This window comes from Amycolatopsis sp. NBC_01286 (assembly GCF_035982555.1).
Lineage (GTDB): Bacteria > Actinomycetota > Actinomycetes > Mycobacteriales > Pseudonocardiaceae > Amycolatopsis.
In genome coordinates this window covers 9,063,521-9,088,922 of sequence record NZ_CP108428.1, presented here as the reverse complement: position 1 = coordinate 9,088,922, position 25,402 = coordinate 9,063,521, and the positions used below count along the sequence as shown (strand labels likewise).

General features: G+C 71.3%; 26 protein-coding genes. 14 read left to right on the top strand and 12 right to left on the bottom strand.

Translation table 11 applies throughout. The features are described 5' to 3' along the window. The first annotated feature begins 14 nt into the window (after window positions 1–14). From OG570_RS41585 to OG570_RS41575, 3 genes are all read left to right on the top strand, one after another. The gene (locus tag OG570_RS41585; RefSeq protein WP_326954250.1) at window positions 15–563 is read left to right on the top strand and encodes a cysteine hydrolase; all 549 of its coding nucleotides are present in this window, start codon (window positions 15–17) and stop codon (window positions 561–563) included. 132 nt (window positions 564–695) lie between these two features. Further along, window positions 696–1,394: a hypothetical protein gene (locus tag OG570_RS41580; RefSeq protein ID WP_326954249.1), complete on the top strand. Its 699-nt coding sequence runs from the start codon at window positions 696–698 to the stop codon at window positions 1,392–1,394. Between the two features lie 292 nt (window positions 1,395–1,686). Beyond that, window positions 1,687–3,249: a DNA polymerase Y family protein gene (locus tag OG570_RS41575; protein ID WP_326954248.1), complete on the top strand. Its 1,563-nt coding sequence runs from the start codon at window positions 1,687–1,689 to the stop codon at window positions 3,247–3,249. 1 nt (window position 3,250) lies between these two features. On the opposite strand, the gene OG570_RS41570 is transcribed toward OG570_RS41575, so the two are convergent. Together OG570_RS41570 and crcB are read right to left on the bottom strand one after the other, a co-directional pair. Continuing rightward, complete coding sequence (locus OG570_RS41570; protein WP_326954247.1) at window positions 3,251–3,625, bottom strand: fluoride efflux transporter FluC; 375 nt, start codon at window positions 3,623–3,625, stop codon at window positions 3,251–3,253. After that, the gene (gene crcB / locus OG570_RS41565) at window positions 3,622–4,056 is read right to left on the bottom strand and encodes a fluoride efflux transporter CrcB (protein WP_326954246.1); all 435 of its coding nucleotides are present in this window, start codon (window positions 4,054–4,056) and stop codon (window positions 3,622–3,624) included. Before crcB ends, OG570_RS41570 begins: the two co-directional genes overlap by 4 nt. Before the next feature lie 331 nt (window positions 4,057–4,387). Here crcB and OG570_RS41560 point away from each other — a divergent pair, with 331 nt between their 5' ends. The 3 genes from OG570_RS41560 to OG570_RS41550 all read left to right on the top strand — a co-directional run bounded on the left by OG570_RS41560 (window position 4,388) and on the right by OG570_RS41550 (window position 9,301). After that, a complete protein-coding gene (locus OG570_RS41560) occupies window positions 4,388–7,714 on the top strand; it encodes an error-prone DNA polymerase (RefSeq protein ID WP_326954245.1) in 3,327 nt (1,108 codons plus the stop codon). Further along, the gene (locus tag OG570_RS41555; protein WP_326954244.1) at window positions 7,711–8,316 is read left to right on the top strand and encodes a GNAT family N-acetyltransferase; all 606 of its coding nucleotides are present in this window, start codon (window positions 7,711–7,713) and stop codon (window positions 8,314–8,316) included. The genes OG570_RS41560 and OG570_RS41555 overlap by 4 nt, the downstream gene beginning before the upstream one ends. Before the next feature lie 178 nt (window positions 8,317–8,494). Further along, entirely contained in the window at window positions 8,495–9,301 is an 807-nt protein-coding gene (locus OG570_RS41550; protein ID WP_326954243.1) for a polysaccharide lyase family 7 protein, read from the top strand. Between the two features lie 47 nt (window positions 9,302–9,348). Here OG570_RS41550 and OG570_RS41545 read toward each other — a convergent pair whose 3' ends face one another. Further along, a complete protein-coding gene (locus OG570_RS41545; RefSeq protein WP_326954242.1) occupies window positions 9,349–10,929 on the bottom strand; it encodes an SMI1/KNR4 family protein in 1,581 nt (526 codons plus the stop codon). Window positions 10,930–11,029: 100 nt separating this feature from the next. Between OG570_RS41545 and OG570_RS41540 the strand changes: the two genes are divergently transcribed. From OG570_RS41540 to OG570_RS41525, 4 genes are all read left to right on the top strand, one after another. Next, window positions 11,030–11,869, top strand: a complete 840-nt coding sequence (locus OG570_RS41540; protein WP_326954241.1) for an LLM class F420-dependent oxidoreductase — start codon at window positions 11,030–11,032, stop codon at window positions 11,867–11,869. Between the two features lie 197 nt (window positions 11,870–12,066). Further along, window positions 12,067–12,282, top strand: coding sequence for a hypothetical protein (locus OG570_RS41535; protein WP_326954240.1), 216 nt, complete (start codon window positions 12,067–12,069; stop codon window positions 12,280–12,282). Window positions 12,283–12,308: 26 nt separating this feature from the next. Beyond that, window positions 12,309–12,479: a hypothetical protein gene (locus OG570_RS41530; protein ID WP_326954239.1), complete on the top strand. Its 171-nt coding sequence runs from the start codon at window positions 12,309–12,311 to the stop codon at window positions 12,477–12,479. Between the two features lie 73 nt (window positions 12,480–12,552). Further along, window positions 12,553–12,723 carry a hypothetical protein gene (locus tag OG570_RS41525; RefSeq protein ID WP_326954238.1) on the top strand — a complete coding sequence of 57 codons (171 nt, stop codon included), beginning with the start codon at window positions 12,553–12,555 and terminating at the stop codon, window positions 12,721–12,723. On the opposite strand, the gene OG570_RS41520 is transcribed toward OG570_RS41525, so the two are convergent. Beyond that, window positions 12,720–13,817, bottom strand: coding sequence for an NADH:flavin oxidoreductase (locus OG570_RS41520; RefSeq protein WP_326948458.1), 1,098 nt, complete (start codon window positions 13,815–13,817; stop codon window positions 12,720–12,722). The two genes, OG570_RS41525 and OG570_RS41520, sit on opposite strands and share 4 nt — an antisense overlap. A gap of 101 nt (window positions 13,818–13,918) precedes the next feature. On the opposite strand from OG570_RS41520, the gene OG570_RS41515 reads away from it, so the two are divergent. Beyond that, the gene (locus OG570_RS41515) at window positions 13,919–14,284 is read left to right on the top strand and encodes a MerR family transcriptional regulator (protein WP_326954237.1); all 366 of its coding nucleotides are present in this window, start codon (window positions 13,919–13,921) and stop codon (window positions 14,282–14,284) included. Between the two features lie 4 nt (window positions 14,285–14,288). Here the strand turns inward: OG570_RS41515 and OG570_RS41510 are convergent, their stop codons facing one another. The 3 genes from OG570_RS41510 to OG570_RS41500 all read right to left on the bottom strand — a co-directional run bounded on the left by OG570_RS41510 (window position 14,289) and on the right by OG570_RS41500 (window position 16,754). After that, window positions 14,289–15,665 (bottom strand): alpha/beta hydrolase, encoded by a 1,377-nt coding sequence (locus tag OG570_RS41510; RefSeq protein WP_326954236.1) that lies wholly within the window; start codon window positions 15,663–15,665, stop codon window positions 14,289–14,291. A 64-nt stretch (window positions 15,666–15,729) separates the two neighbouring features. Then, window positions 15,730–16,188 (bottom strand): DinB family protein, encoded by a 459-nt coding sequence (locus OG570_RS41505; protein WP_326954235.1) that lies wholly within the window; start codon window positions 16,186–16,188, stop codon window positions 15,730–15,732. Further along, window positions 16,185–16,754, bottom strand: a complete 570-nt coding sequence (locus OG570_RS41500) for a class I SAM-dependent methyltransferase (RefSeq protein ID WP_326954234.1) — start codon at window positions 16,752–16,754, stop codon at window positions 16,185–16,187. The genes OG570_RS41505 and OG570_RS41500 overlap by 4 nt, the downstream gene beginning before the upstream one ends. Window positions 16,755–16,821: 67 nt before the next feature. On the opposite strand from OG570_RS41500, the gene OG570_RS41495 reads away from it, so the two are divergent. Beyond that, a complete protein-coding gene (locus OG570_RS41495) occupies window positions 16,822–17,442 on the top strand; it encodes a helix-turn-helix domain-containing protein (RefSeq protein ID WP_326954233.1) in 621 nt (206 codons plus the stop codon). Here the strand turns inward: OG570_RS41495 and OG570_RS41490 are convergent. After that, entirely contained in the window at window positions 17,395–17,787 is a 393-nt protein-coding gene (locus OG570_RS41490; RefSeq protein ID WP_326954232.1) for a nuclear transport factor 2 family protein, read from the bottom strand. The genes OG570_RS41495 and OG570_RS41490 overlap by 48 nt on opposite strands. Before the next feature lie 54 nt (window positions 17,788–17,841). On the opposite strand from OG570_RS41490, the gene OG570_RS41485 reads away from it, so the two are divergent. Both OG570_RS41485 and OG570_RS41480 read left to right on the top strand, forming a co-directional pair. Then, window positions 17,842–18,864 (top strand): LLM class flavin-dependent oxidoreductase, encoded by a 1,023-nt coding sequence (locus OG570_RS41485; RefSeq protein ID WP_326954231.1) that lies wholly within the window; start codon window positions 17,842–17,844, stop codon window positions 18,862–18,864. A gap of 156 nt (window positions 18,865–19,020) precedes the next feature. After that, window positions 19,021–20,802, top strand: coding sequence for an AIPR family protein (locus OG570_RS41480; RefSeq protein ID WP_326954230.1), 1,782 nt, complete (start codon window positions 19,021–19,023; stop codon window positions 20,800–20,802). Between the two features lie 171 nt (window positions 20,803–20,973). On the opposite strand, the gene OG570_RS41475 is transcribed toward OG570_RS41480, so the two are convergent. Genes OG570_RS41475 through OG570_RS41460 form a run of 4 tightly spaced genes read right to left on the bottom strand, consistent with a single transcriptional unit; the run spans window position 20,974 to window position 25,194 of the window. After that, the gene (locus OG570_RS41475; protein WP_326954229.1) at window positions 20,974–22,377 is read right to left on the bottom strand and encodes an MmgE/PrpD family protein; all 1,404 of its coding nucleotides are present in this window, start codon (window positions 22,375–22,377) and stop codon (window positions 20,974–20,976) included. Then, window positions 22,374–23,195, bottom strand: a complete 822-nt coding sequence (locus tag OG570_RS41470; protein WP_326954228.1) for a cyclase family protein — start codon at window positions 23,193–23,195, stop codon at window positions 22,374–22,376. The genes OG570_RS41475 and OG570_RS41470 overlap by 4 nt, the downstream gene beginning before the upstream one ends. Further along, window positions 23,192–24,010, bottom strand: a complete 819-nt coding sequence (locus OG570_RS41465; RefSeq protein WP_326954227.1) for an HpcH/HpaI aldolase/citrate lyase family protein — start codon at window positions 24,008–24,010, stop codon at window positions 23,192–23,194. Before OG570_RS41465 ends, OG570_RS41470 begins: the two co-directional genes overlap by 4 nt. Next, complete coding sequence (locus OG570_RS41460) at window positions 24,007–25,194, bottom strand: CaiB/BaiF CoA transferase family protein (protein ID WP_326954226.1); 1,188 nt, start codon at window positions 25,192–25,194, stop codon at window positions 24,007–24,009. The genes OG570_RS41465 and OG570_RS41460 overlap by 4 nt, the downstream gene beginning before the upstream one ends. Window positions 25,195–25,402: the final 208 nt, after the last annotated feature.

The window sequence follows — 25,402 nt, the reverse complement described above, 5'->3', positions numbered from 1 at the left end:
AGAAAGGCACGACTTTGTCCCGCACGGCCCTGCTCGCCATGGACCTCCAGAACACCCACCTCGCGCGCGTCCCGGACGGCTACCTGCCGCGCGCCGCGCGGGCGCTGGAGACGGCGCGCGATCACGACGTCCCGGTGATCCACGTCGCGCTCCGGCTGCGGCCGGACCACGCCGATGTCCACCCGCGCAACCGGATGTTCGGAGCCGTGCCCGCCGGCAAGTACACCGCGGCCGACGAGGACGCGGCCATCCACCCCGGCGTCGCGCCCCTCGACGGCGAGATCGTCGTGTACAAGAACCGCGTCAGCGCGTTCGCCGGCAACAACCTGCACCAGATCCTCGGCGCCCAGGACATCGGCCACCTCGTCCTGGCCGGGATCGCCACCAGCGGCATCGTCCTGTCCACCGCCCTGCAGGCCGCCGACCTCGACTACGGCGTCACGGTGCTGTCCGACGCGTGCGTCGACCCCAGCCCCGAGCTGCACGACGTCCTCGTCACGCAGCTCTTCGCCCGCCGCGGCGGCGTCGCGACGGTCGGGGAGTGGGCCGAAAGTCTCTCCTGACGCGTTCGACTTGACAGTGGCCGCTGCCGTCTCGCAGGATGCGAACAGGTGTTCGATAGTAGTCCTGGGTTCGCCCGCGGGTCCCTTGCGGGTGTCTCCGGTACGGGTTCGTGGTGCTGGAGGTGAGCGGCGGTGGCGGTACCGGAAGCGCTCACGTCCATCCCCGGCGTCCGGGTGGCTTCGCAGCTGCGCGAGCCGCATCCGGACGTCACCCAGCCGGGTGAATCTCTGCCGCTGACCCCGGCGCTCGCCGGCCTGTTCCCGGCGGGCGGCTTGCGGCGCGGCAGCACGGTGTCGGTCGCGGGGTCGACGTCACTGGTCCTGGCGCTGCTGGCCGAGGCGACGCGGGCCGGCTCGTGGGCGGCGGTGGCCGGGCTGCCGGACCTGGGCCTGGCGGCGGCCGCGGAACTCGGCGTCGACCTCGACCGGATCGCCCTGGTGCCCCGGCCCGGCGCCGAGGTGGTCGCGGTCCTGTCGGCGCTGGTGGACGGGTTCGACCTGGTCGTGGTCGGCCCAGCGGTCGCCCGCGGCGTCCAACCCCAGGTGGCCCGCCGCCTGGCGGGCCGGGTCCGCAACCGAGGCGCGGTCCTGCTGGCGGCCGGCCCCTGGCCAGGGGTGGACCTCGAACTGCGCGTCTCCCGGCGCCGCTGGCGAGGAGCCACCACGGACGGCCACGGCCACCTACGGGCACGCGACATCACGGCGACCAGCCAAGGCCGCGGCGCGGCGGCCCGCCCGCAGACGGTGGCGCTGCAGCTGCCAGGCCCCGGCGGCGCGATCGCGCCGGGCGAGCCTCCGGCGGGGCGGCGGCTGGTCGAGGTGGCCGGGTGAGCGGGGTGACCTGCCGCGCGCCCGGTGTGGTGTTTCGTTGGTGGCCTAGCGAGTGCGCGGTGAGTGGTGCGCGGCCGCGGCCAGGTGGTGGCCGGGCCGTTTGCGGGGTTTCGTTGGTGGCCAAGCGATCGCGCGCACCGAGGCCGCTCGGCGAGTGGGGTGGCGAGGCTCAGGCACCGACCGCGCGGCCAGGCCACTCGGCCGGATGGCGTCCCGACCGGGCTGGTGCGCGGCGGTTCGACGGTCGCGGGCGCCGCTCGGGGTCGGTTCGCGGCGTTCCGGTGGCCGCCGGGTGAGTGATGCGCCGCGGTTGCTGGTGCTGTGGTGCCCGGACTGGCCGGTTGTCGCCGCCGGGGCCGTCGTGGGGACGCCGCCCCTCGCGCCGGCCGCGGTGTTCTCCGCCAACCGGGTCGTCGCCTGTTCCGCGGTCGCGCGGCAGCACGGCGTCGTGCGGGGGATGCGGCGCCGTGACGCGCAGTCACGCTGCCCGGATCTCGCGGTGCACCAGCACGATCCGGAACGGGACGCGCGGCTGTTCGAGCCGGTCGCCGCCGCCGTCGAGGGGCAGGCCGTGGGTGTGGAGGTCGTGCGGCCGGGGATCGTCGCGGTGCCCGTCACCGGTGCGGCCGGGTACTTCGGTGGCGAGGAAGCCCTGGCCGAGCTGCTGCTCGACGAGGTGTCGGCGAACGCCGGCGTGGAGTGCCAGGTCGGGATCGCCGACGGCCTCTTCGCCGCGACGCTGGCCGCCCGCCGGTCCGCGCTCGTGCCGGCCGGCGGGGCGGCCGGGTTCCTGGCGCCGCTGTCGATCGCCGAGCTGAACCAGCCCGGCGACGACCGCGGCGAGCTGGTCGGCCTGCTCAAACGGCTCGGGCTGCGGACGCTCGGCGCGTTCGCCGCGCTGACCGAACGGGACGTCGCGGGCCGCTTCCCGCGCGACGCGATCACCGCGCACCGGCTGGCGCGCGGGCTGTCGGAGCGGCCGCCGCTGCGGCGGGCCCTGCCGCCGGAGCTGTCGATCACGGAGGAGTTCGAGCACCCGCTGGAACGCGTCGACGAGGCCGCGTTCGTCGCGAAGACGCTGGGGGAGCGGTTCTTCGCCGGGCTGGCGCGGCACGGGATGGCGTGTACGCGGCTGGCGATCGTGGCGGTGACGGAGGCGGGCGAGGAACGGGTCCGCGTCTGGCGCTGCGCCGAGCCGCTGACCGCGCGGGCGACGGCGGACCGCGTGCGGTGGCAGTGCGAAGGCTGGCTCACCGCCCGCGACGGCCGGCCCACCGCCGGGATCGTCCGGCTGCGCCTCGACCCGGAGGAGGTCGTCGGCGGGCAGGCGTTGCAGCTGCAGCTCGGGTCGATGGGCCGGGACGCCGACGCCGCCGAACGCGCGGCCCGCGCGCTGGTCCGGATCCAGGGCCTGCTCGGCCCGGACGCCGTCGTCACCCCGCTGCTGGACGGTGGCCGCGGCCCCGCCGAGCGCGTGCGGCTCATCCCGTGGGGCGACCCGCGGACGCCGGTTTCGCCGGACGCGCCCTGGCCGGGACGGCTGCCCGCACCGTCTCCGGCCGTCCTCGCCGCCCACCCGGCCCGGGTGCTGGACGACCGAGGTGCCGTCGTCGTCTGCACCGATCGCGGCGAGCTGACCGCCCTGCCGGCGACCGTCGCCATCGAGGGCCGATCATCGCGGCCGGTACTTGCCTGGGCCGGCCCATGGCTGCACCACCCGGCGCTGACGACCCGAGGCCGCCGCCTGGCACGGCTGCAGGTGGTGGTCGAGGACGAGACCGACGAGGTCGCCCTGCTGCTGACCGTCACCGTCGGCAGCACTCCACAGTGGACGGTCGAGGGCAGCTACGACTGACTCACCCGAACACCGCCTGGGCCACCGCCGTGCCGAGGTAAGCCGCGCCCAGTCCGGCGAGCACGCTCGCGATGGCGTTCGCGGCGGCGGAGAACTTCGCCCCGGTTTCGGCCAGCCGGAGCGTTTCGTAGGAGAACGTCGAATACGTGCTGAGCGTGGCGCACAACCCCGGGCCGATCAGGTGCTGCAGCGGCTGGGGCACGGTCGTCGCGGTGGCGGCGCCGGTCAGGAAGCCGAGCACCGTGCAGGCGATGAGGTTCACCGTGAAAGTGCCCCACGGGAAGCCGGTGTCGTGGCGGGCCTGGACGGCGCGGTCGGTCAGGTAGCGCAGCGGGGCGCCGACCAGGGCGCCGGCGATGACCATGAGCCAGTTCACGAGCGGCTCCCGAGACTCAGGGCGCGGCGGGTGAGCGCGCCCGTCGCCCACACCGCGGCGACGGCCGCGACGACCGTGGCCACGAGGTAGAGCAGGGCGGTCAGGGCGTGGCCGCCGTCGAGCAGGTGCTCGGCGTCGACCGCGTAGGTGGAGAACGTCGTGTAGCCGCCCAGGACGCCGGTGCCGAGGAAGGGCCGCACCAGCGGGTGGGCCGCCGGCATCGCGGTGATGACCGCCATCAGGACGCCCATGGCCGCGCAGCCGGTGACGTTGATCCAGAACGTCGTCCACGGGAACCCGCCGGACGCGGTGGGCCAGAGCAGGGTGGCGCCGTAGCGGGCACAGGCGCCGAGCACCCCGCCGGCCGCGACGACGGCGACGGTCTGGAGGTGACGGCGCCGCGGCGGGGAAGCGGGCTCGGAGTGGGGCACGGCGGGCAGGCTCCTACCTGATCGGGGCACGAGGGCGGCCTCGTACGGCGTGGTTCAGGTAGGGACCGTTGGCGGCCGGATCGCCGCGGTTCGGGGACGGCGGGCCCCACCGCCGCGCGGCCGCCGGTGAGGGTGGTCGCGAACTCAGGGTAACAGCGCCCCGACGCTCTCGATCACAGCCCTCACCGGACCGTCTACCTGCGGTTATCGATGTCACGCCGAGTTGACAGCGCGCCCTCCCCGGCCCAGGATCAAGGGCGAGAGTCGTACGTGTGTTCGAACAGTAGTCGCTGACTTCCCCGCAGCGAACTCGTGTCGTGGGGAGCTGGCGTTGGCGTTCAACAACCCGAACGTGCCGTGGTCCGAGGTCGAGCGGGTCGCCTCAGGCCGCGCTCCGGTGATCGGAGACGGCGGCGACTCACCCGCGTGGTCGCGCAAGCGTGACGGCTACTCCGGCGCCCCGGCAGATCTGCAGCACCGCCGCAGCCGTGACGACGGCGGCGAGCGGCTCCGGGCGCCGTACGCGGAGCTGCACGTCCACTCCAACTTCAGCTTCCTCGACGGCGCCTCCCACCCCGAGACCCTCGTCGAGGAGGCCGCGCGTCTCGAACTGGACGCGCTGGTCCTGACCGACCACGACGGGATGTACGGCGCGGTCCGGTTCAACGACGCCGCCCGCGAACTCGGCGTCCGTGTCGGCTTCGGCGCCGAGCTGTCCCTCGACCTCCCGGCGCCGCAAGGGGGTGCGCCGGACCCGGCCGGATCGCACCTGCTCGTGATCGCCCGGCAGCAGGAGGGTTACCACCGGCTCTGCCGGATGATCTCCCGCGCCCAGCTCGCCGGCGGCGAGAAGGGCCGCCCGGTCTACGACGTCGAGGAGCTGGTCGACGAGCTGGCCGGGCACGTCGTGGTCCTGAGCGGCTGCCGCAAAGGCGCCGTCCGCCGCGCCCTCGCCGAGCGTGGTCCCGCGGCCGCGCGGGCCGAGCTGACCCGGCTGGCCGGCTGGTTCGGGCGCGGCCACGTCGCCGTCGAGCTGATCGACCAGCGGCTCCCGCACGACTCGGCCGCCAACGACGTCCTCGCCGAAATGGCCGCCGACCTGCGGCTGCCGACGATCGTGTCGAACAACGCGCACTACGCCCGCCCCGACGACGCCGTCGTGGCCGAGATGGTGGCCGCGGTCCGCGCGCGGCGGTCGGCCGAGGAGCTGGACGGGTGGCGGCCGCCGTCGGGGCAGGCGTTCCTGCGGTCCGGGGCCGAGCAGCGCCGGCGGTTTGAGCACCGCTACCCCGGCGCGGTTGGCCGGGCCGCGCTGCTGGGCGTCGAGGTCGCGTTCGACCTGCAGGTGGTCGCGCCGGACCTGCCGCCGTTCGACGTCCCGCCCGGCCACGACGAGATGTCCTTCCTGCGCGACCTGACCTGGACTGGCGCGCTCACCCGCTACGGGCGCCGCGAGGACAACCCGAAGGCCTACGCCCAGCTCGACCACGAACTCGACGTCATCAAGCAGCTCGAGTTCCCGGGTTACTTCCTGGTGGTGTGGGACATCGTCCGGTTCTGCCGCGAGGCGAACATCCTGTGCCAGGGCCGGGGATCCGCCGCCAACAGCGCGGTCTGTTACGCGCTGGGGATCTGTCACGCGGACCCGGTGAAGTGGAACCTGCTGTTCGAGCGGTTCCTGGCGCCGGAGCGGGACGGGCCGCCGGACATCGACATCGACATCGAGTCCGACCGCCGCGAGGAGGCCATCCAGTACGTCTACGAGAAGCACGGCCGCTTTCACGCCGCGCAGGTCGCGAACGTCGTCACCTACCGGGCGCCGTCGGCGATCCGCGACGCCGCGAAAGCCTTGGGGCACAGCGTCGGGCAGCAGGACGCCTACGGCAAGCTCGTCGATCGCTGGGGCGGCGTCGCCGCCACGAAACAGCAAGCCACCGGCGACATCCCCGACGACGTCCTCGACCTGGCCGCGCGGCTCGAGGACTTCCCGCGTCACCTCGGCATCCACTCCGGCGGCATGGTCATCTCGAAGCAGCCGGTGTCCGAAGTGGTCCCCGTCGAGTGGGCGACGATGGCCGACCGCAGCATCCTGCAGTGGGACAAGGACGACTGCAACAGCGTCGGCCTGGTGAAGTTCGACCTGCTCGGCCTCGGCATGCTCTCGGCGCTGCACTACATGATCGACCTCGTCGCCGAGCACCACGGGTCCACTGTGGACATCGGGAAGCTGGACCTGGCCGATCCGGCCGTCTACGACATGCTCTGTGAAGCCGACGCGGTCGGGGTGTTCCAGGTCGAGTCCCGCGCGCAGCTGGCGACGTTGCCGCGCCTGCGGCCGCGCAAGTTCTACGACCTGGTCGTCGAGGTCGCGTTGATCCGGCCCGGCCCGATCCAGGGCGGCTCCGTCCATCCCTACATCCGGCGCCGCCGCGGTGAGGAGCAGTGGCAGCACGCGCACCCGCTGCTGGCCGGGTCCCTCGACCGGACGCTGGGGGTGCCGCTGTTCCAGGAGCAGGTGATGCAGATGGCCGTCGACGTCGCGTCCTTCACCGGCGCCGAGGCCGACCAGCTGCGCCGGGCCATGGGCGCCAAGCGATCCAGTGCGAAGATGCACGCGCTGATGGCGCGGTTCTTCGCCGGGTGCGAGGCCAATGGCCTGGACCGGGAGCTGGCGACGCGGATCTTCGAGCAGATCCACGCCTTCTCCGGCTATGGCTTCCCCGAAGCGCACTCGATGTCGTTCGCGTTGCTGGTCTACGCGAGCGCGTGGTTCAAGCTCTACTACCCGGCCGCGTTCTGCGCGGGGTTGCTGCGGGCGCAGCCGATGGGGTTCTACAGTCCGCAGTCGCTGGTCGCCGACGCCCGCCGCCACGGCGTCCTGGTGCGGGAACCGGACATCAACGCCAGTCTCGCCCACGCCACCCTCGAACCCGAGCCGGACAGCACCGGCGCCGTTGCGCTCCGGCTAGGCCTCGCCGGCGTCCGCCACCTCGGCGACGACGTCGCCGAAGCGATCGTCGCCGAGCGCGACGCGAACGGGCCGTTCGCGTCGATCGGTGACCTCACCCGCCGTGTCCAGCTGAAGAAGACCGCCGTCGAAGCCCTGGCCACGGCCGGCGCGTTCAGCGGCTTCACCCCCGATCGGCGGCAGGCGCTGTGGGCCGCGGGGGCCGCCGCCGCGACCCGGCCCGGGCACCTGCCCGGCCTCGCGCCCGGCTTGGACGCGCCCGCCTTGCCCGGGATGACCCGGTTCGAGGTCACCGCGGCCGACCTGTGGGCCACGAGCGTCTCGCCGGACAGCCACCCCGTGCAGTACCTGCGCGAATACCTCGACAAGCGCGGCGCGCTGACGGTCGCCGACCTGGCGCGGGCGAAGGACGGGACGCGTGTGTGGGTCGGGGGAGCGGTGACCCACCGGCAGCGGCCGGCGACCGCGGGCGGGATCACGTTCTTCAACCTCGAGGACGAGACCGGCATGGCCAACGTCCTCGTCTCACCCGGACTCTGGAACCGGCAGCGCCTCGTCGCCCGCACCAGCGCGGCGTTGCTGGTCCGCGGGCAGGTGCAGGCGGCCGAAGGCGTCGTCACGCTCGTCGCGGACCGGCTGGAACGGCTCGACCTCTCGATGGCGACCGGGCCGTCGCGTGACTTCCGGTGAGCCGGGCGACCGTCGGCGGGCCGGCGTCCGGGACGCGCGGCGAGTACGGCGAGCTCCTCCCCGTGCGCCCGGCGACCGCGGCGCCGCCGGTGGTGTGCCTGCGCGGCCACTACCTCGCGCTCTTCGGGATGATCAAGAGCCACAGCCCCCGCTACCGGCTGCACACCACGCTCTGCGAAACCTGCCGCAAGCAGGAGGCGCCCGATCCGGGCGAACGCCGGCTCGCCGAGTGGGCGCACCTCGACGTGAAGGTCCAGCACGCGCCGGACACCGCGCCGCAGGACGGCCTGGTCCTCGTCGCGGTCCCGCCCGCCGCCGGGTCGGCGACGGGGAAGATCGAACTGCGCCTCGACGGGCGGGCCACCGGCACGGCGTCGCTCACGTCCTGTTCGCCGTGCCGCACGGCCACACTGGACTACGTCCACGTCGAGGCCGCCCACCGGCGGCTCGGGTACGGGCGCACCCTGGTGAGCGCCACCCTCTTCCGCGCGCCGGGCTACACGTGGACGGCGCCGGTGCCGGACGGCCCGGTCGCGCGGGCCTTCCGCGCGCGCATCGCGCTGCCCCGCACCGGCCCGCTCTGCGTCCACCGCGGGAAGTGAGTGTCCCACTCAATGTGAACCTCACCTTGACAGCGAGCAACACCGAACTTAATCTCCTTCATCGTTACTCTCTTTTCGGAAACGCATTTATTCACATACGTGAACAAACACATACGTGAACAAATGAGTGAGCGAAGTCCTCTCCCCGCTTCGCTGCTCGCCGTGAAAGGACGCCACCATGCGTGTGCGCGCTATGCTCACCTTTCTCGCGATCCCGGCATTGCTGGCCGGGACCGCGATTTCCGCCGAGGCATTCCCCAGTGCCGAAGTCAGCGGAATCGCGTTGGCCCCCATGGCCGACCCGGGAGTTGCCCCCGGTGGCAACTTCGACCTCTCGACCTGGCAGCTGCAGGAGCCGGTGGGTTCGCCGGGTTCGCCGACGACGATCTCGTCGTCCCGGCTGCAGGGCTCGAGCGGATTCCAGGACTCCTACTTCTACACCGACACGCGCGATGGCGCGATGACATTCTGGGCGCCGGAAAAAGGCGTCACCACGCCCAACTCGAATTACGCGCGATCCGAGCTGCGTGAGATGAACAAGAGCGGCTCCGCGGCGAACTGGTCGTTGAGCGGATCGCACAAGCTGAGCGCCACCCTGCGCGTGGTGTCGGTGACGTCCAACGTCTGCGTCGGCCAGGTCCACCTCGGCACCGGCGGTTCGTCGACGAAGCCGTTGCTCGAGCTGTACTACCACTCGAACGGCGACATCGTGCTGGGCACGGAGAACTCGCCCGACGGCGGCCAGACCCCGCACACCGTCGGTCACGTGGCCATCGGCAAGACGTGGACCTACACGATCGGCATCTCCGGCGGCAACACGATCGACCTGACGGTGAACGGCAGCACCACGCACTACAGCATCCCGTCGTCGTTCAAGGCGTACAAGCAGTACTTCAAGGCCGGTTCCTACAACCAGTCCTCTTCGGACAGCACGACGAAGGGTGCGAAGGTCGCCTTCTACGGGCTGACCGTGTCGCACAGCTGATCGGCTCTGTTCCCCGGGTGGGCGGACACCGGCAGGTGTCCGTCCACTCAGGACAGAACGGCGGAGAACTCGACGACTTCTTCCGTCGAGTCGCGGCCACCGAAGGCTTGACGCAGTTCGGCCATCTCCGGCAGTGTCGTGCGGCCGGTGACGAGCAGCGCGGCGAGCCGGGGCAGCGGGCGGCCCGCGTCGAGCAGGCGGCGCACCTGGTCGCCGTCCAGTTTGAGTACTCGCAAGCCAGGCAGGTCGCAGACCTGGCCCAGGTCCGGCACCGCCGAGCCGGACAGGTTGAGCCGGGTCAGGCGGGGCAGGGTGGTCAGCACCGCGAGGTCGAGCGGCAACCGGATCTCCTCCAGCTGGAGGTCCCACAGCACCGGGTGCCCGGCCAGGACGCCGAGATCGACGCGGCCGCCGCTGATCCGCAGTGACTCCAGGGCCCCGAGCCCGCCGATCGACGGGGTCACCGCCGCCGCGCGGTTGACCTTGAGCATCCGCAGCGACGTCAGCGGCTCGAACACCGCGAGGTCGGTGTCGGCGGGGTCGTTGAGGTAGACCTCCTGGACCAGCTCCGGATCGCGCAGCCCGGCCACCACCGCGGGCAGGCTCAGCTCCGACGCCCTGGAGATGACCTCGCTGTAGGAGCGTTCCCCGCCGTCGCGGAGGCTGGTTTCGGCGAACAGGTACTGCTCGCCCGGATCCTCGTACTTCCCGGCCCGCAGTGTCTCGACGACCTCGGTGAGCATGGCGGTCAGCGACGCCGACACGTACCGGAGCGGGCCGTAGATGTCCCGGCCGTACTCGAGGACCTGGCCGGCGTGGCCCCGCTCGGCCGGGTCGAGGTCCACCGCGAGGTAGTTCATCGCGCGGTCGCCGCCGAAGGTGACCCACGAGTCGTTGCGGGACAGGCGTTTCACCCGGCCGAACGGCACCGTCTCGAACACGACGCCGTCGTCCTCCACGTCGTCTTCCCAGCCGTACGAACCCGGATCGCCTTCGGTGTAGTTGCCGACGAGCCGGTCGAGGGAGTCGTAGGAGTACGGGCTCAGCAGCCCGGTCTCCTCCGGGTCGCCGTCCGCCAGCAGGTACAGCGCGCGCAGGTCTTCGGGCAGCCGGACGCCGATCCGCGCCTCGGCGGCGGCCAGGTCCGCCTCGGTGCGCCCGGGCGGCCACGGCGGGGGAGTGCCCTTGATCCCGGCGTACAGCTCGGCGAACTCCCCGGCGAGCCGGGTGACCTCGGCGAGCACCGCCGGGTCCGTCGGCGCTCCGGTCGGCACCGCGGGCCGGGGCAGGCCGGGCAGGGGGTGCCCGGGGTAGCGGAACGCCTCGTCGAACACCAGCCGCCCGGGCGACACGGCCGCGATGTCCGGCCGCGCCGTGAAGACGTACTCGCCGCCGGCGGCCAGCCTGACCTCCAGCACCGCCGGTGGCCGTTCGAACAGCCGCCGCGCGATCGACGTGTAGTCGACGCGCAGGCTCTCCCGCACGTCACTCCACGCGGTGCACGAAACCGAGCCGCCCGTGTGGCGCAGCTGCAGGGTGGCAGCCGACCACAGCTCACCCGCGCCCGCACGCAGCGCCGCGGCCATGTCCTTCGCGATGTCGCCGTACCCGGCGTCCCCCGTCGTCACGCGACGGAGCCTAGCGACGGGGTCCGACAAAAGCCGTGCATCGGCCGTGACCGCCCGCGATGACCCGTCCTGGAGGAACTCCAGGGTTACGCTCGTGATCATGCGATTCGCCATCAAGACCTCGCCCCAGGACACCGTCTGGGCGGACATGCTCGCCGTGTGGCAGGCCGCCGATGAGATCGAGCTGTTCGAGTCCGGCTGGACGTTCGATCACTTCTATCCCATTTTCTCCGATTCGACCGGTCCGTGCCTGGAAGGCTGGGTCACGCTCACCGCGCTCGCGCAGGCCACGAAGCGGCTGCGGCTGGGCACGCTGGTCAGCGGGATCCACTACCGCCACCCCGCGCTGCTCGCGAACATGGCCGCGACGCTCGACATCGTCTCCGGCGGCCGGCTGGAGATCGGCATCGGCGCGGGCTGGAACGAGGAGGAGTCCGGCGCGTACGGCATGGAGCTCGGCACGGTCAAGGAGCGCAGCGACCGGTTCGAGGAGGGCTGCGAGGTGCTCGTCGGGCTGCTGACCCAGGAGACCACGACGTTCCAGGGGCAGTACTACCAGCTGACCGACGCGCGCAACGAGCCGAAGGGCGTCCAGCGGCCGCACCCGCCCATCTGCATCGGCGGCAGCGGCGAGAAGCGCACCCTGCGCACCGCCGCGAAGTACGCCCAGCACTGGAACTTCGTCGGCGGCACGCCCGAGGAGTTCGCCCACAAGCGCGAGGTGCTGCACCGCCACTGCGCGGACATCGGCCGCGACCCGGGCGAGATCACGCTGTCCTCGCACGTCCGGCTCGGCCCGGACGGCGACTACGCCAAGGTCGCCGCCGAAGCCGAAGCCCTCGGTGAAGCCGGCCTCGACCTGGCGATCGTCTACCTGCCGCCGCCGCACACCCCGGCCGTGCTCGAGCCGCTGGCGAAGGCGCTCGAGCCGCTGCGCTGACCTGATCCACTTCCCGAACAAGGAGCCGAAGCGGCTCCGGACCACGAAATTGGCCGAACAGCGCGCGGACGGCGCCGGTACTCGGTAGCGTCGTGCCCGCGGGTCGGCGCGCTCCCTCCCCCTCGGCGCGCCGACCCGCGTTTACGCCATCCGGGTGAGGCCTTGCTGCGCGGCTCAACCGCCCGCGGCCCGTCGGCGTGTGCGAGACGTTCCTGATCGCGACCCCGGAAGGGCAGGACGTCATGCACGAGAACACGGTCCCGGAGTTCGAAGACCCGATCGGCCCGCCGATGATCAACTCGGCGGCGCCGAACCCGGACGCGCGCAACCAAGCGCTCACCGGCCACCGCGGCCGGAAGGACGGCCTCGGCACGCTCATCCAAACCACCACCATCAGCGTGCGCACCGACTGAGCATCGGCCGAGAAAGGCGAGACGCCATGCACGAGAACACGTTCTCGGAGACCGAGGACCCGATCGGCCCGCCGGTGATCGGCCCGGTGGTGCCGAACCCGGACGCCCGCAACCAGGCGCTCGCCGGTTGGCGGACCCGCAACGACGGGCTCGGCACGCTCACCACCTTGCCCACCATCAGCCTGCGCGCCGACTAGCGCCGCACGCTCGACGCAGCGGGTCGTCCGTGCCCGAGGCGTTCCCGAAGGTCACTTCGAAGGGGAGAACGTCATGCACGAGAACACCGTCACGGAGACCGAGGACCCGATCGGCCCGCCGATGATCACCTCGGCGGCACCGAACCCGGACGCGCGCAACCAAGCGCTCACCGGCCACCGCGGCCGGAAGGACGGCCTTGGCACGCTCAGCACCTTCACCACCATCGGGGCGCCTGTCGGCTAGTGCAGCACGCCCAGCGCCGCGGGTGAAAACGGCGTGATGGCCTCCTCGCGGCCGGTCACGATCTTCGTCGCCCACTCCGGGTCCCCCAGCAATGGGCGGCCGACGGCGATCATGTCGAACTCGTCGGCCTCCAAGCGGTGCAGGACGTCCTTGATGCCGGTTGCGGACGCCGAGGCGCTCGACGTGAACTCGGTGTCCAGGCCGATCGAGCCGACGGTGATGGCCGGTTTGCCGGTCAGCTTCTTGGCCCAGCCCGCGAGGTTGAGGTCCGAGCCGTCGAAGGCCGGTTGCCAGTAGCGGCGGGTCGACGCGTGGAAGGCGTCCGCTCCCGCGTCGGCCAGCGCGCCGAGGATGACGCCGAACTCCTCGGGGCTCTCGGCGATCCGGGCGGTGAAGTCGTTCATCTTCCACTGGGACAGCCGCACGACGATCGGGAAACCGGGGGACACCGCGCGGCGGATCTCGCCGACGACCTCGGCGGCGAACCGGGTCCGGGCGCGCAGGTCGCCGCCGTAGGCGTCGGTGCGGTGGTTGGTGCCCGCCCAGAGGAACTGGTCGATCAGGTAGCCGTGGGCGCCGTGCAGCTCGACGCCGTCGAAGCCGAGCCGCTCGGCGGTGACGGCGGCCTCGGCGAACGCCCGGACGACGTCGTCGATGTCGCCCTGCGTCATCGTCCGGCCCGGCTCGCCGGGGCTGCCGTCCCCGGACACGGGCACACCGGACGGGCCGATCGCGGGCGCGTCCGGGTGCGGCACCGCGGCCCCCTTGCGGGTCATCCCGACGTGCTGGAGCTGCGGGAAGATCACGCCGCCGGCCTGGTGGACGGCGTCGACGACCCGGGTCCAGCCGGCCAGGGCCGCGTCGCCGTAGAGGCGTGACACCTGGTCGTGCTCGCCGGACGACGGGTGCCCGACGTAGCTGGCTTCGGTGATGATCAGCCCGGTGCCGCCGGCCGCGCGCCGGGCGTAGTAGGCGGCGAGCTGCTCGGTCGGTACGCCGCCGGGTGACTGCGCGCGGGTCATCGGCGCCATCGCGACGCGGTTCGGGACGGTGAGGTCGCCGAGCACGAGCGGGCGGGACAGGGTGTGCGTCACAGGAATCGCTCTCCTTCGTGAGGTTCCCTGTTACGCTAGAACCTCACGTGGACGTGAGATTCAACGTCGAGTGCGGCAGATCACTCCGGGAGGGAGCGGCGATGCGGATCGGGGAACTGGCCGCGAAGGCGGGCGTGAGCGTCCGGGCCTTGCGGTACTACGAGGAGCAGGGCCTGCTCGTGCCGGAACGCAGCTCCGGCGGCCACCGCCACTACTCCGACCGCGGGGCCGACCTGGTCTGGCTGATCCAGCAGTTCTACGCCGCGGGGCTGTCCAGCAAGTCGATCCTCACGATCCTGCCGTGCGTCGAGACCGGGAAGACGACGCCCGAGGCGCTCGCCATGCTCGTCGCCGAACGGGAGCGCATCGACCGGCAGCTGACCGAGCTGGCGCGGGCCCGGGACAGGCTCGACACCGTCATCGCGAACGCCGAGGCGCCGTGCGACCACGCCTGCCGCCCGGAGTGACCGATCAGGCCGGGCAGCTGACGTCGTGCCGCGGCGTCTTCAGCGTCAGCAGGTAGTCGTCCGTCACCGACCGCGTGCAGGCGTTGCGCGGGTAGACGCCGTGGCCCGAGCCCTCGTAGGTCACCAGTGTGGTGTTCGCCGGAGCCTGGCGGTGGATGTTGCGCGCCCAGGCGTACGGCGTCGCCGGGTCGTAGCGGGCGTTCAGCAGCAGGACCTGGGGCGCCCGCGTGATGTCCAGCCGGTGCGGCGGGTTCGCGGGCGGGCCGGTGACGCCGAGGCACGCGGTCGCCTCTTCGTGGCCCAGGGGGCTGCCGCGCATGATCGGCCCCCGGCGCAGCTCTTCGGCGCGCACCGCCGAGTACTGCGCGAAGTCCCGGATCCGGAGGTCGAAGTCCTGGCAGACCACGGCCGGCCGGATCGACCGGTAGTTGTACTCGAACTGGGTCGTCATCGCCGGCCGGCCGGCGGCCGCGTCGGCGATCAGCTGCGCCGCGTCGTCCCAGTTCGGGCCGTACATGTCCGAGAACACCCCGTCGCGCAACGGCGTCCCGGCATTGGCGAAGGCCCGTTCCCAGGTCGCCCGGACGTCCTGGCCGTGCAGGGCGCAGGTTTCCGTCCGGTCGCACCACGCGGTGAACTGCCCGAACAGCTCGTCCGCGGCGGTGGCGCGGTCGCCCACGAAGTGCCGGAGGTCGACGCTGTGGTCGATGGAGCTGTCCAGCACCAGGGCGCGGACGTGCTCGCCGTACTTCTCGGCGTACTGCTGGCCGAGCAGCGTGCCGTAGGAGATGCCGTGGAAGCTGATCTTGTCCTCGCCGAGGGCGCGGCGGAGGGCGTCCAGGTCCTGGGCGTTGACGGAGGTGTCGGCGTGGTCGAAGACCGGCAGGTTGGCGGCGCGGCAGTCCGCGACCGCCTGCCTGCTGTACTGGCGCAGGGCGGCGAACTCCGCCCGGTTCGCGGGCTCGTCGCTCGGCGGGGTGCCCGTGTCGTCACACCGGATGAACGCGCTGCGCCCGGTGCCCCGCAGGTCGAGGCCCACGGTGTCGAATCGGGCCCGGACCTCGGGGCTGAAGTAGCTCGTGGCCAGCGCGAACTCCGCGCCCGACGAGCCGGGACCGCCGGCGTCGGCCAGCAGCACGCCGATCCGGTGCGCCGGATCGGTGGCCCGGTGCCGGGCCACCGCCAGGTCGATCGACGGGCCGTGGGGCCGGTTCCAGTCGAGCGGCACCCGTAGCGTGCCGCACTCGCCGTCCGGTGGCGCCGGGCTGTCCGGGTCGTCGGGGCAGGCGCCCCAGGTGATCGGCGACGGGCTCGCGTCCGCCGCGGCGGCCCCGGACAGCAGGAGCGCGCTCACCATCAGGACTGCGCCGAACACCCGCACGGGACCCTCCAGAGTTGCCGGTGAGTTTCCGACCGTAGGGGTGGTGTGGTCCGGACCACAAGGCTCAGCGGCCGGTCGTGCCGTCGGCGAGCTCGCGCAGGATGTCGGCGTGCCCGGCGTGGCGGCCGGTCTCTTCGACCAGATGGGTCAACGTCCAGCGCCGGGACGCGCGGCGTGGCCCCGGCGCACCGAGGTCGTCCCAGCCGGCGATCACCGCGTTCGCCCGCGCCGTGGTCGCGCGGTAGGCGGCGAGGATCTCCTCGGCGGTTTCGGCCGGCTTCGGCCGGAAGGTCGCCGGCCAGTCGGTGACGGCGAGGCCGAGCAGCCAGTGGGCCTCGACGTGCGTGAGGTGCTTGACCAGGCCGAGCAGGTTCGTGCCCGACGCGACGCCGGGGGAGCGGACCTGCGGTTCGGGCACGCCCTCGGCCTTGGCGGCCACCGCGGCGCGCAGGTAGTCGAGGAAACCCACCAGCACCTGCACTTCCGCGGCCCCGGTGGCCGGTGGCCCGGCGTCGCGCGTCATCGCGTCCGCCGGACGAGCAGCACGTGGTCGGTGACGGTCGCGGTCTCGCCGGCGGGCCCGGTCGCCAGGCGCTCGGGACTGTCCGCGCGCTCGACCGACCACCGCGCCGGGTCGAGGTCGAGCGTGGTCCGGACGCCCGCCTCACGGCTCCACGACCACGGCGCGGCGGACCCGTGGTCGACGACCAGCAGCCGCCCGCCGGGCCGCAGTGCCTCGGCGGCCCGGCGCAGCACCCGCTCACGCGGCAGCGGGAACGGCGTGTGCAGGTACTGCGCGGAAACGAGGTCGAAAGTGCCTTCGGGGAACGCTTTGGCCAGGTCGACGCGCACCGCCGTCACGAGCAGGCCCTCGGCCCGGTCCCGCAGGGATTCGACGGCGACGCCGGACAGGTCGACGGCCGTCACCCGCCACCCCCGGCGGGCCAGCCAGAGCGTGTCGCCGCCGGCGCCGCAGCCCAGGTCGAGCGCGTCACCGGTGGGCAGCGAGCCGGCGACCTCGGCGAGCAGCGGGTTCACCCGGTCCGCCTGCGGGGTCCGGTAGTGGTCGTCCCAGAAACGTACGTTCATGCCGCCACCGTCACCCGGCGGTGCCGCCGGGAGCACGAAAACTTGCCGTTCCGGCAAGATGGCGATCATGGCCGACATCGACGACGAGGTCCTGGACGCGGTCGGCCCGCGGCTGCGCGTGCTGCGCCGGCAACGCGGGTTCACCCTGGCCGACCTGACGGCGGCGACCGGGATCTCGGAAAGCACGTTGTCCCGGCTGGAAAGCGGCGGCCGCCGGCCCACCCTGGAGCTGCTCCTGCCGCTGGCCCGCACCTACGGCGTCCCGCTGGACGACCTGGTCGGCGCGCCCCGCACCGGCGACCCGCGGATCCACCTGCGGCCGATCCGCCGCCACGGCATGACGTTCGTGCCGCTGACCCGCCGGGCCGGCGGACTGCAGGCGTTCAAGATGCTCATCCCGGCTCGCGGCGAACCCGCCGAGCCGACGCCGCAGACGCACGGCGGCTACGAGTGGGTCTACGTCCTCGACGGCCGGCTGCGGCTGGTGCTCGGCGACCGCGACCTGGTCCTGCCCGCCGGCGAGGCCGCCGAGTTCGACACGGGGCTGCCGCACTGGCTCGGCTCGGCCGACGGCCGGGCCGTCGAGACCCTCGTCCTGTTCGGACCGCAGGGCGAACGGGCCCACGTCCGGGCCCGGACGTCAGCCGCGGCCCGGGATGGGCTCGGCCAGCTCGGCCCGGGCGGGTGACGCCGGGAACGGGTCGGCGAAGTACTGCGTCTCGTGCGTCACGAACCCGCCGGTGAACTCCATGACGCTCACCGAATGGGTGGCCGCGCCGTCGTAGGTGATCACGCACTCGCTGACCCAGAAGTCGCCGCCGCCGGAGATCCGGCCGATGGTGAAGTGCCGTTCGGCGGGGTGGCCGCCGCGTTGCGCCTGGATCTTGGCGCGGCCCCGGAAGCGTTCGCCGGACTGGGGGTAGTCGAGGATCGCGTCGACGGCGTAGATCGCGTGCTCGGTGTCGACGTCCCCGCGCTCGGAGGCCGTCCAGTGCTCCTCGATCCGGGCGCGGGTCTCGTCATCACGAGTCATGCGACGCAGGTTACCCGGGGGAATCAAACCGGGCCCCCGGACGCTTGGACCTGCGTGAAGAAGATTGGTTTCCTCTCGTTCGGCCACTGGTCGGCGAGCGCGCACTCCGAGACCCGGTCCGCCGCCGACTTCCTGCACCAGTCGATCGACCTGGCGGTCGCGGCCGAGGAGCTGGGCGTCGACGGCGCGTACTTCCGCGTGCACCACTTCGCGCGGCAGGCGGGCAGCCCGTTCCCGCTGCTCTCGGCGATCGGCGCGCGGACGTCGAAGATCGAGATCGGCACCGGCGTGATCGACATGCGCTACGAGAACCCGCTGTACATGGTCGAGGACGCCGGCGCCGCCGACCTCATCTCGCGCGGCCGGCTCCAGCTCGGCGTGAGCCGGGGATCCCCCGAGCAGGTGATCGAGGGCTGGCGCTACTTCGGGTACTCCCCGGCCGAGGGCGAGACCGAAGCCGACATGGCCCGGGAGCGCGTCGAGGTCTTCCTCAAGCTGCTCGAAGGCGAGGGGTTCGCCCAGCCGAACCCGCGCCCGATGTTCGCCAACCCGCCGGGCCTGCTGCGGCTCGAGCCGCACTCCGAGGGCCTGCGCGAGCGCATCTGGTGGGGTTCGAGCTCGAACGCGACGGCCGTCTGGGCCGCGAAGCTGGGCATGAACCTGCAGAGCTCCACGCTGAAGGACGACGAGACGGGCGAGCCGCTGCACGTCCAGCAGCGCAAGCAGATCGAGGTCTACCGCGAGGCGTGGAAGAAAGCCGGCCACGCGCGGGAGCCGCGGGTGTCGGTCAGCCGGAGCATCTTCGCGCTGACGAACGACCTGGACCGCGCCTACTTCGGCCGTGACAGGAACTCCCGCGACCAGGTGGGCATGATCGACGAGAACACCCGCGCGATCTTCGGCCGCTCGTACGCCGCGGAGCCGGACGAGCTGATCCGCGAGCTGAAGGAGGACGAAGCCGTCCAGGCCGCGGACACGCTGCTGCTGACCATCCCGAACCAGCTCGGCGTCGACTACAACGTCCACGTGCTGGAAAGCATCCTGAACCACGTGGCCCCGGCGCTCGGCTGGCGCTGATCACGCGCTGCAGGTTGGACGGCGCCGGTGGCGTTCATCGATTGATGTGCCTCTAAAGGGTTGCGGTCACGGTAGGGTCAAGGTCGGGTGCACCTTGGCCCTGCCGAGTGGTTCGAGCTGAACCGCTTCCCCGCCGGCCTTTGAGGAAGAGAGTAGATGCACACCCTCACAAGCAAGCGCGTCGTGAAGTTCTCGCGAAACTTCGGCTTCGGCGGAACCGAGGCTGAGCAGTTCGAACGATATGTCGCGGCAAACTACCTGTTCCAGTACGTGGGCGACGACGTGGAACTGATTGAGCGTTCAGTTCTCGGCGGTGGTAGCGATGAGGGTATCGACATCGCCGCGGTAGTTGTCAACGGCAGGATCGTCTTTGAGCCGGAAGAGATCGACGAGCTCATCGCGGAGCAGGGGGCGAACTCCGCGAAAGTGATCTTCATCCAAGCGAAGACGAGTGAGTCATATGATTCGAAGCTGATCGCGAAGTTCCTGCACGGCGTCGAGGCTGTGACAAAGTATGCGATGAAGCCCAAGAGTTTAAAACTTCCTCCGCGATTGGTGGACGTGGCAATCCTGATTGACCGAATCGCCGAGAGTGGTGACAAGTTTCAGGATAGTCGAATTCCGTGCGAGCTTTACTATGTCACGACCAGTTCCAACGACGGCAAGAGTGCGCAAGCTGAACTTCAGGTCACGGAGGCGATAGGGCGTATTCGAGAGATCGGGGCCTACTCTGAAGATTTCAAGCTCCGCACTCATGGGTACGAGGAGCTCGCCGCCAAACAAAAGGAACGCCACGGGCCTCAGAACGTTCAATTCAACTTCGAGAAGCGTCAAACAATCCCGGCAACGGACAGGGTGAGCGAAGCTTATATAGGGTTGGTGTCCGCAAGTGAACTCTTGAAACTTCTCAAGGATGACTCCGGCGATGTCCGTTCTGGCATATTCGACGACAACGTTCGCCTCGATCTCGGTGCTCAAAACTCAGTCAATAGTCGAATTATGGGGACTCTACGGTCGGCAGAGCGTGAGCACTTTCCCTTTTTGAACAACGGTCTGACGATCATTGCGACCGAACTCCGTGGACTCGGGGACAGATTTTTCATCTCGGGCTATCAGATTGTCAATGGCGGGCAGACGAGCCATCAGCTTATTCGGTGGGCTGAAACTGAAGAGGTGAAGAAATCCCCTCAGTTGATGTTGGATCTGTGGGTTCCAGTCAAGATTGTGAGTTCGAACGATTCGGGTGTTCGAACGAGCGTTTCGATTGCGACTAACCTTCAGACCGCGATCGGGTCTTCGGATATACAGGCCAGCTCGCAGGTGGCGAAGAATGTCGAAGAGTACTTTGCTCAATCGGGCGCGGACGGGCTGCGTTATGAACGTCAGAATCGTGGTGCGGCACTTGAATTCGCTCGAACGCGTGTGGTGACAACGCCTGAATTGAATCGCGCTGTCGCGGCTACGCTTTTCGGGGAGTCGTCACGTGCTATCGGATCGCCGAAGGATCTTGAGGTTGAGGACGCATTTGTATGGGGGGAGCGTCCTGAAGAGACCTACTATTATGCAGCATGGATCATCTATCGTATTGATAGGTACTTTGCTCGAACTCCGGAGTCGACGACGTTGAAGGCTGCCAAGTATCATCTTTCGATGATGGCTTCGGCGCTCGTAAACCCGGAACTTATTCCGCTATTTGAGGCGGGAGACATCGATGCTGTGGCCAGTAGGCTGGCGAGGCCGAAGAGGCTTAGCTTTCGAGTGGTCGAGAAGAAGTTTTCTGATGAGATCGAAGGCGCGATTGCATTGGCTGCGGAGCTTGCGGCCGATCTGTTCCGGACCGTGCTCTCCGAAGGTCGGAGCCTCCGGAAAGACGACGTGCGGAGCAGGAAGAGCCAAGAAGCTCTCTTGCAGAAGGTGAAGACGCTTAACAAGAACTAACTGCCGCCGGGTAGGTTGGAGAGAAAGGTGTTGCTGCTGCTTAGTGAGCAGTGCAACGCCCACGTGCTGGAAAGCATCCTGACCCACGTGGCCCCGGCGCTCGGCTGGCGCTGACCCCGACCCGTCGTGAGTGTTTAGGGCGGTTAGAACCGCCCTGAACACTCACGACCGTCAGGTGCGCAGGAGTGCGGTCAGTTCGCCGAGGTCGGCCAGCTCCGCCAGGCCGTACGTCAGCTCGGTGACGCGCGTGCTGATGTCTAGGGGGAGCACTCGGGCCGCGTTCAGGCGGAACTTCGTTGCCAGCTCTTCCGCCGACAGCGGGTTTTGCGGGCCGCCGCGGTTGGCGTCGACCCGCTCCTCCAGTTCACGGCCGTCGCGCAGGCGTACCCGGAGGACCGCCGGGAACTGGTGGGGGAAGATCTCGTCGCACCTCGCGTCCGGGACGCACTCCACCTTCGCCGCCAGGGCCAGGCGTGCCGGGTCCGCCGCGGCCTCGTCGGTGAAGTCGTCGTGGAAGACGCCCAGCCCGCCGCCGCCCAGGAGGCCCGCCGCGACCGTGTACGGGCCCGAGAACGCCGCGTGGTACCCCGACTTCGGGCGGATCTTGTCCGCGCGCGGCTCGGCGATCGTGCGCAGCACCGACGTCGGCGCGCCCAGCTCCAGAGCGACGATCTCGGCCGGGTCGACACCCAGAGAACGCAGCCGCCGGGCCGCGTCGATGCCCGCGTGCGTGAAGTGGTTGCAGGGGTACGGCTTGAAGAAGATCCCCGGCAGCTCCCAGCGCTCGCCGAGGTCGTCGACGATCGCGTCCACATCGGACTGATCGCCGCAGAACGCCTGCAGCAGGCCGAACCGGCCTTCGAGGACGGTCGGCGGGCCGGTGATGCCGTGACGCGCCAAGCCCGCTGCCGTCACCGCGGCGTGGGCCGCCCAGCCGCAGTGGATCCGCTTCACCGTGCCGCCCGTGCGGTTCGCCTCCAGCAGGCCCGAGCCCATGCTGGCCGCGATGCCGATGGCGTCCGCGATCCCTTCGGAGTCCACATCGGACAGCATCGCCGCGGCCGCCGCCGCGCCGAGGGCGCCGCAGATCGCCGTCGCGTGCAGGCCGCGTTCGAAGAACACGGAGTTGCCCAGTTCCTCGTCGTAGCCCGCCATCCCGAGCCGGACGGTGATCTCGACGCCGACGCCGATCGCGTCGAGCAGCTGGGCCCCGGTCGCCCCGCGTGACTCCGCGACGGCCAGTGCGGCCGGCACCACCGTCGCCGATGGGTGCAGCACCGACGGCAGGTGCGTGTCGTCGAAGTCGAGCGAGTGCGCGAGGGTGCCGTTCAGCAGCGCCGCGCTCGGTTCCGGCAGCCGGTCGCCGGTGCCGATCGCCGTCGCCCGGCCGGTGCCGCCCCACTCCCGGACCAGCGCGCCGACGGCGGCCGCGGGCCGCTCCGACGTCGCGGCCAGGCTGTTGCCGAGGACGTCGAGGACGCGCCGCGCGGCGTCGTCCCGCAGCTCCGGCGGCAGGCCCTTGGCCCGCACCGACGTCGCGAACGCGGCCAGCCGCTGGACGATCGTCGCGCTCACGCCGTCACCGCCGCGAGGGGACGCACGGGGGAGCCGGTGCCGCCGACGATCCGCAGCGGCGCCAGCACGAACACGAACTCGTGCAGGCTTTCGGCCGCGACGGCCTCCAGGTTCAGGTGCTCCAGGATGAAGATGCCCGACTCGACGAGCAGGATCCGGTGCACCGGCAGCACGGCGTGCCCGGCCCCGGCCGGGATCTGCTCGTAGGCGGTCGTGTCCGCACCGGTCGCGACGACGCCGCGCGCCGCCAGCCACTCCGCCGCCGACGTCGTCGCGCCGGGAACGCCGGTCTCCTTGCCCATGTACGTCGTCGCGTCGTCGAAGTTCCGCGCCCAGCCGGTGCGGATCAGCGCGACGTCGCCCGCGCCCGGCTCGGTTCCGGCGCGCTTCGCCGCCGCGTCCAGGTCCTCGGCCGTGACGCCGTACCCCGGCTCCAGCGTCGGGACGTCGTGCACCGCGGCGACGTCCAGCAGCACCGCGCGCCGCAGCAGGCCGGGCAGGTTTTCCGCGCCGTGCGTGCGGAACACGCCGCCCTGCTGGGCAACGGCTGCGTCGACGTCGCCGTGGAGCTTGCCGTCGTGGCTGACGTGCGAGAGCGCGTCGATGTGGGTGCCGACGTGCCCGCCGGTCACGATGATCTCGTTGGCGGCCGACCCGCCGTCCGGGCGGCGCATGTCGCCGTGGCGGCGGATCAGCGTCATCCGGAACCCGGGGTGGTTCGGCGAGCAGGGCATGCCGGTGAAGAACGGCTGCCCGAGCTCGATCAGCCGGACCCCGCCGGCGATCGCCGACAGCAGCGGATCCTGGGGTCGTGTCATGAGTGCTGGCCTTCCTTTTCTTCCGCCTCCGCGAGCGCGAGCACCCACCGGGCGCGCGCCACGATCGCGGCGTCGACGAACTGTCCGTTGTGGTCGATCCAGGCGGCCGTCCCGGCCTCCGAGAGCCGGTCGAGCAGCTCGCTCGCCCACGCCGTCTCGGCCGGATCGGGCGCGAAAGCCTCGTGCACCACGGGAATCTGGGCGGGGTGGATCACCGAGCGGCCGAAGAACCCGGCTCGCCGCCCGCCTTCGGTGCTCGTGCGCAGGCCGTCGAGGTCGCGCACGGCGGTCCAGACGCTCTGCACCGGGCTCGGCAGCCCGGCCGCCCGCGCGGCGACGACCACCCGGGACCGCGGCCAGGTCAGTGCGTCCCCGCCGGCGACGCGCAGGTCCGCGGCGAGGTCGGCCTCGCCGAGGGAGATCCCGGCGACGAGCGGGTGCGCGGTGGCGATGACCAGCGCGTTCTCCACGCCCAGCGCCGATTCCAGCACCGGGTACACCGGCACGCCGAGCGCGTCGGCGACGCGGCGCAGCTCGCCCGGGTCCTCGCACTTGGGCACCCGCACCCCGGCCGGGGCCAGTGGTGCCAGCGCCGCGATGTCGGCCTCACCGGCCGGGGTGCCCGGCGCGTTGATCCGGACGAACGCGGTCGCGCCGTCGCCCAACGCGGCCAGTGTGTTCCGCCGGGCGTCGTCCTTCGCGGCCACGGCGACGGCGTCCTCGAGGTCGACGATGACGGCGTCCGCCGGGCCGGCCAGGGCCTTCGTGATCCGGTCCGGCCGGTCACCCGGGACGTAGAGCCAGCTGCGGATCACTTGATGACGCCTTTTTCGCGCAGCGCGGCCAGTTCCGGCTCGCCGACGCCGTAGCGGCCGAGGACCTCGGCGGTGTGCGCGCCGAGCGGCGCCCCGGCCGAGGTGAGGTGCCCGGGCGTCTCCGACAGCCGGAACAGCACGTTCTGCATCTTCACCGGCCCCAGCTCGTCGTCCTCGACGGTGGCGATGCTGTTCAGCGCGGCGAACTGCGGGTCGGCCATCACGTCGGCGGCGGTGTAGATCGGCGCGACGGCGGCCTGGGCCTCCTCGAACGCCTTGACGACGTCGTCGCGGTCGCGGTCGGCGATCCACGAGCCGACGGCGTCGTCGAGCAGGTCGGCGTGCTGCGCGCGCTCCGAGCCGGACGCGAACCACGGCTCGTCGATCAGCTCCGGGCGCCCGACCAGCCGCATCACGCGTTCGGCGATGGACTGGGCGCTGGTGGAGATGGCGACCCAGCTGCCGTCGCGGGTGCGGTAGGTGTTGCGCGGCGCGTTGTTCGTGGACCGGTTGCCGGTGCGCGGCTGCAGCGTGCCGAGCTGGTCGTAGGCGATGATCTGCGGCCCGAGCAGGGTGAGGATGGGCTCGATGATGGCGAGGTCGACGACCTGGCCGCGGCCGGTCTGGTCGCGCGCCCGCAGCGCCGTCAGCACGGCGTAGGCGGTGGTCAGCGCGGCGATCCCGTCGGCGAGGCCGAACGGCGGCAGCGTCGGCGGGCCGTCGGGCTCGCCGGTGATCGCGGCGAATCCGCTCATCGCCTCGGCGAGCGTGCCGAAGCCGGGGCGCTTCGCGTACGGGCCGATCTGGCCGAACCCGGTCACGCGCGTGAGCACCAGGCCGGGGTTGATCTCGCGCAGGACGTCGTAGCCCAGCCCCCAGCGCTCCAGCGTGCCCGGGCGGAAGTTCTCCACGACGACGTCGGCGTCGGCCACCAGCTTCTTGAAGATCTCCTGGCCCTCGGGGGAGCCGAGGTAGAGCGTGATCGCCTTCTTGCCGCGGCCGAGCATCTTCCACCAGAGGCCGACGCCGTCACGCTGCGCGCCGTGGCTGCGGACCGGGTCGCCCTTCGGGTGCTCGATCTTGATCACCTCGGCGCCGAAGTCGCCCAGCAGCGTCGCGGCCAGCGGGCCGGCGAACAGGGTGGCGGTGTCGAGCACCCGGATCCCTGACAAAGCGCCCGTCATGGGGCGTACCTGCCTTTCTCGTCCGGCGGCCCGGGAGTGTGTGCCCGTTTCGCCGGGGGGAACAACTGTGAACGTCGTGTTTCGTGGTGACGTCTCTCCGTGTTCCCCAAGTTCGCACTGATCACGCGCGTACGTCAAGTTATGCGCAGATGTTGACCAGACGTCGGGCCGGGTGTCACGATGACCGACAACAAATCTGGCGTTTCGC

Coding starts and splice junctions, on each gene's coding strand:
- OG570_RS41530 (WP_326954239.1), top strand. CDS start 12,309: ATGCACGAGAACACGTTCTCGGAGACCGAGGACCCGATCGGCCCGCCG.
- OG570_RS41540 (WP_326954241.1), top strand. CDS start 11,030: ATGCGATTCGCCATCAAGACCTCGCCCCAGGACACCGTCTGGGCGGAC.
- OG570_RS41470 (WP_326954228.1), bottom strand. CDS start 23,195: ATGACACGACCCCAGGATCCGCTGCTGTCGGCGATCGCCGGCGGGGTC.
- OG570_RS41480 (WP_326954230.1), top strand. CDS start 19,021: ATGCACACCCTCACAAGCAAGCGCGTCGTGAAGTTCTCGCGAAACTTC.
- OG570_RS41515 (WP_326954237.1), top strand. CDS start 13,919: ATGCGGATCGGGGAACTGGCCGCGAAGGCGGGCGTGAGCGTCCGGGCC.
- OG570_RS41505 (WP_326954235.1), bottom strand. CDS start 16,188: ATGACGCGCGACGCCGGGCCACCGGCCACCGGGGCCGCGGAAGTGCAG.
- OG570_RS41525 (WP_326954238.1), top strand. CDS start 12,553: ATGCACGAGAACACCGTCACGGAGACCGAGGACCCGATCGGCCCGCCG.
- OG570_RS41490 (WP_326954232.1), bottom strand. CDS start 17,787: ATGACTCGTGATGACGAGACCCGCGCCCGGATCGAGGAGCACTGGACG.
- OG570_RS41550 (WP_326954243.1), top strand. CDS start 8,495: ATGCGTGTGCGCGCTATGCTCACCTTTCTCGCGATCCCGGCATTGCTG.
- OG570_RS41495 (WP_326954233.1), top strand. CDS start 16,822: ATGGCCGACATCGACGACGAGGTCCTGGACGCGGTCGGCCCGCGGCTG.
- OG570_RS41460 (WP_326954226.1), bottom strand. CDS start 25,194: ATGACGGGCGCTTTGTCAGGGATCCGGGTGCTCGACACCGCCACCCTG.
- OG570_RS41500 (WP_326954234.1), bottom strand. CDS start 16,754: ATGAACGTACGTTTCTGGGACGACCACTACCGGACCCCGCAGGCGGAC.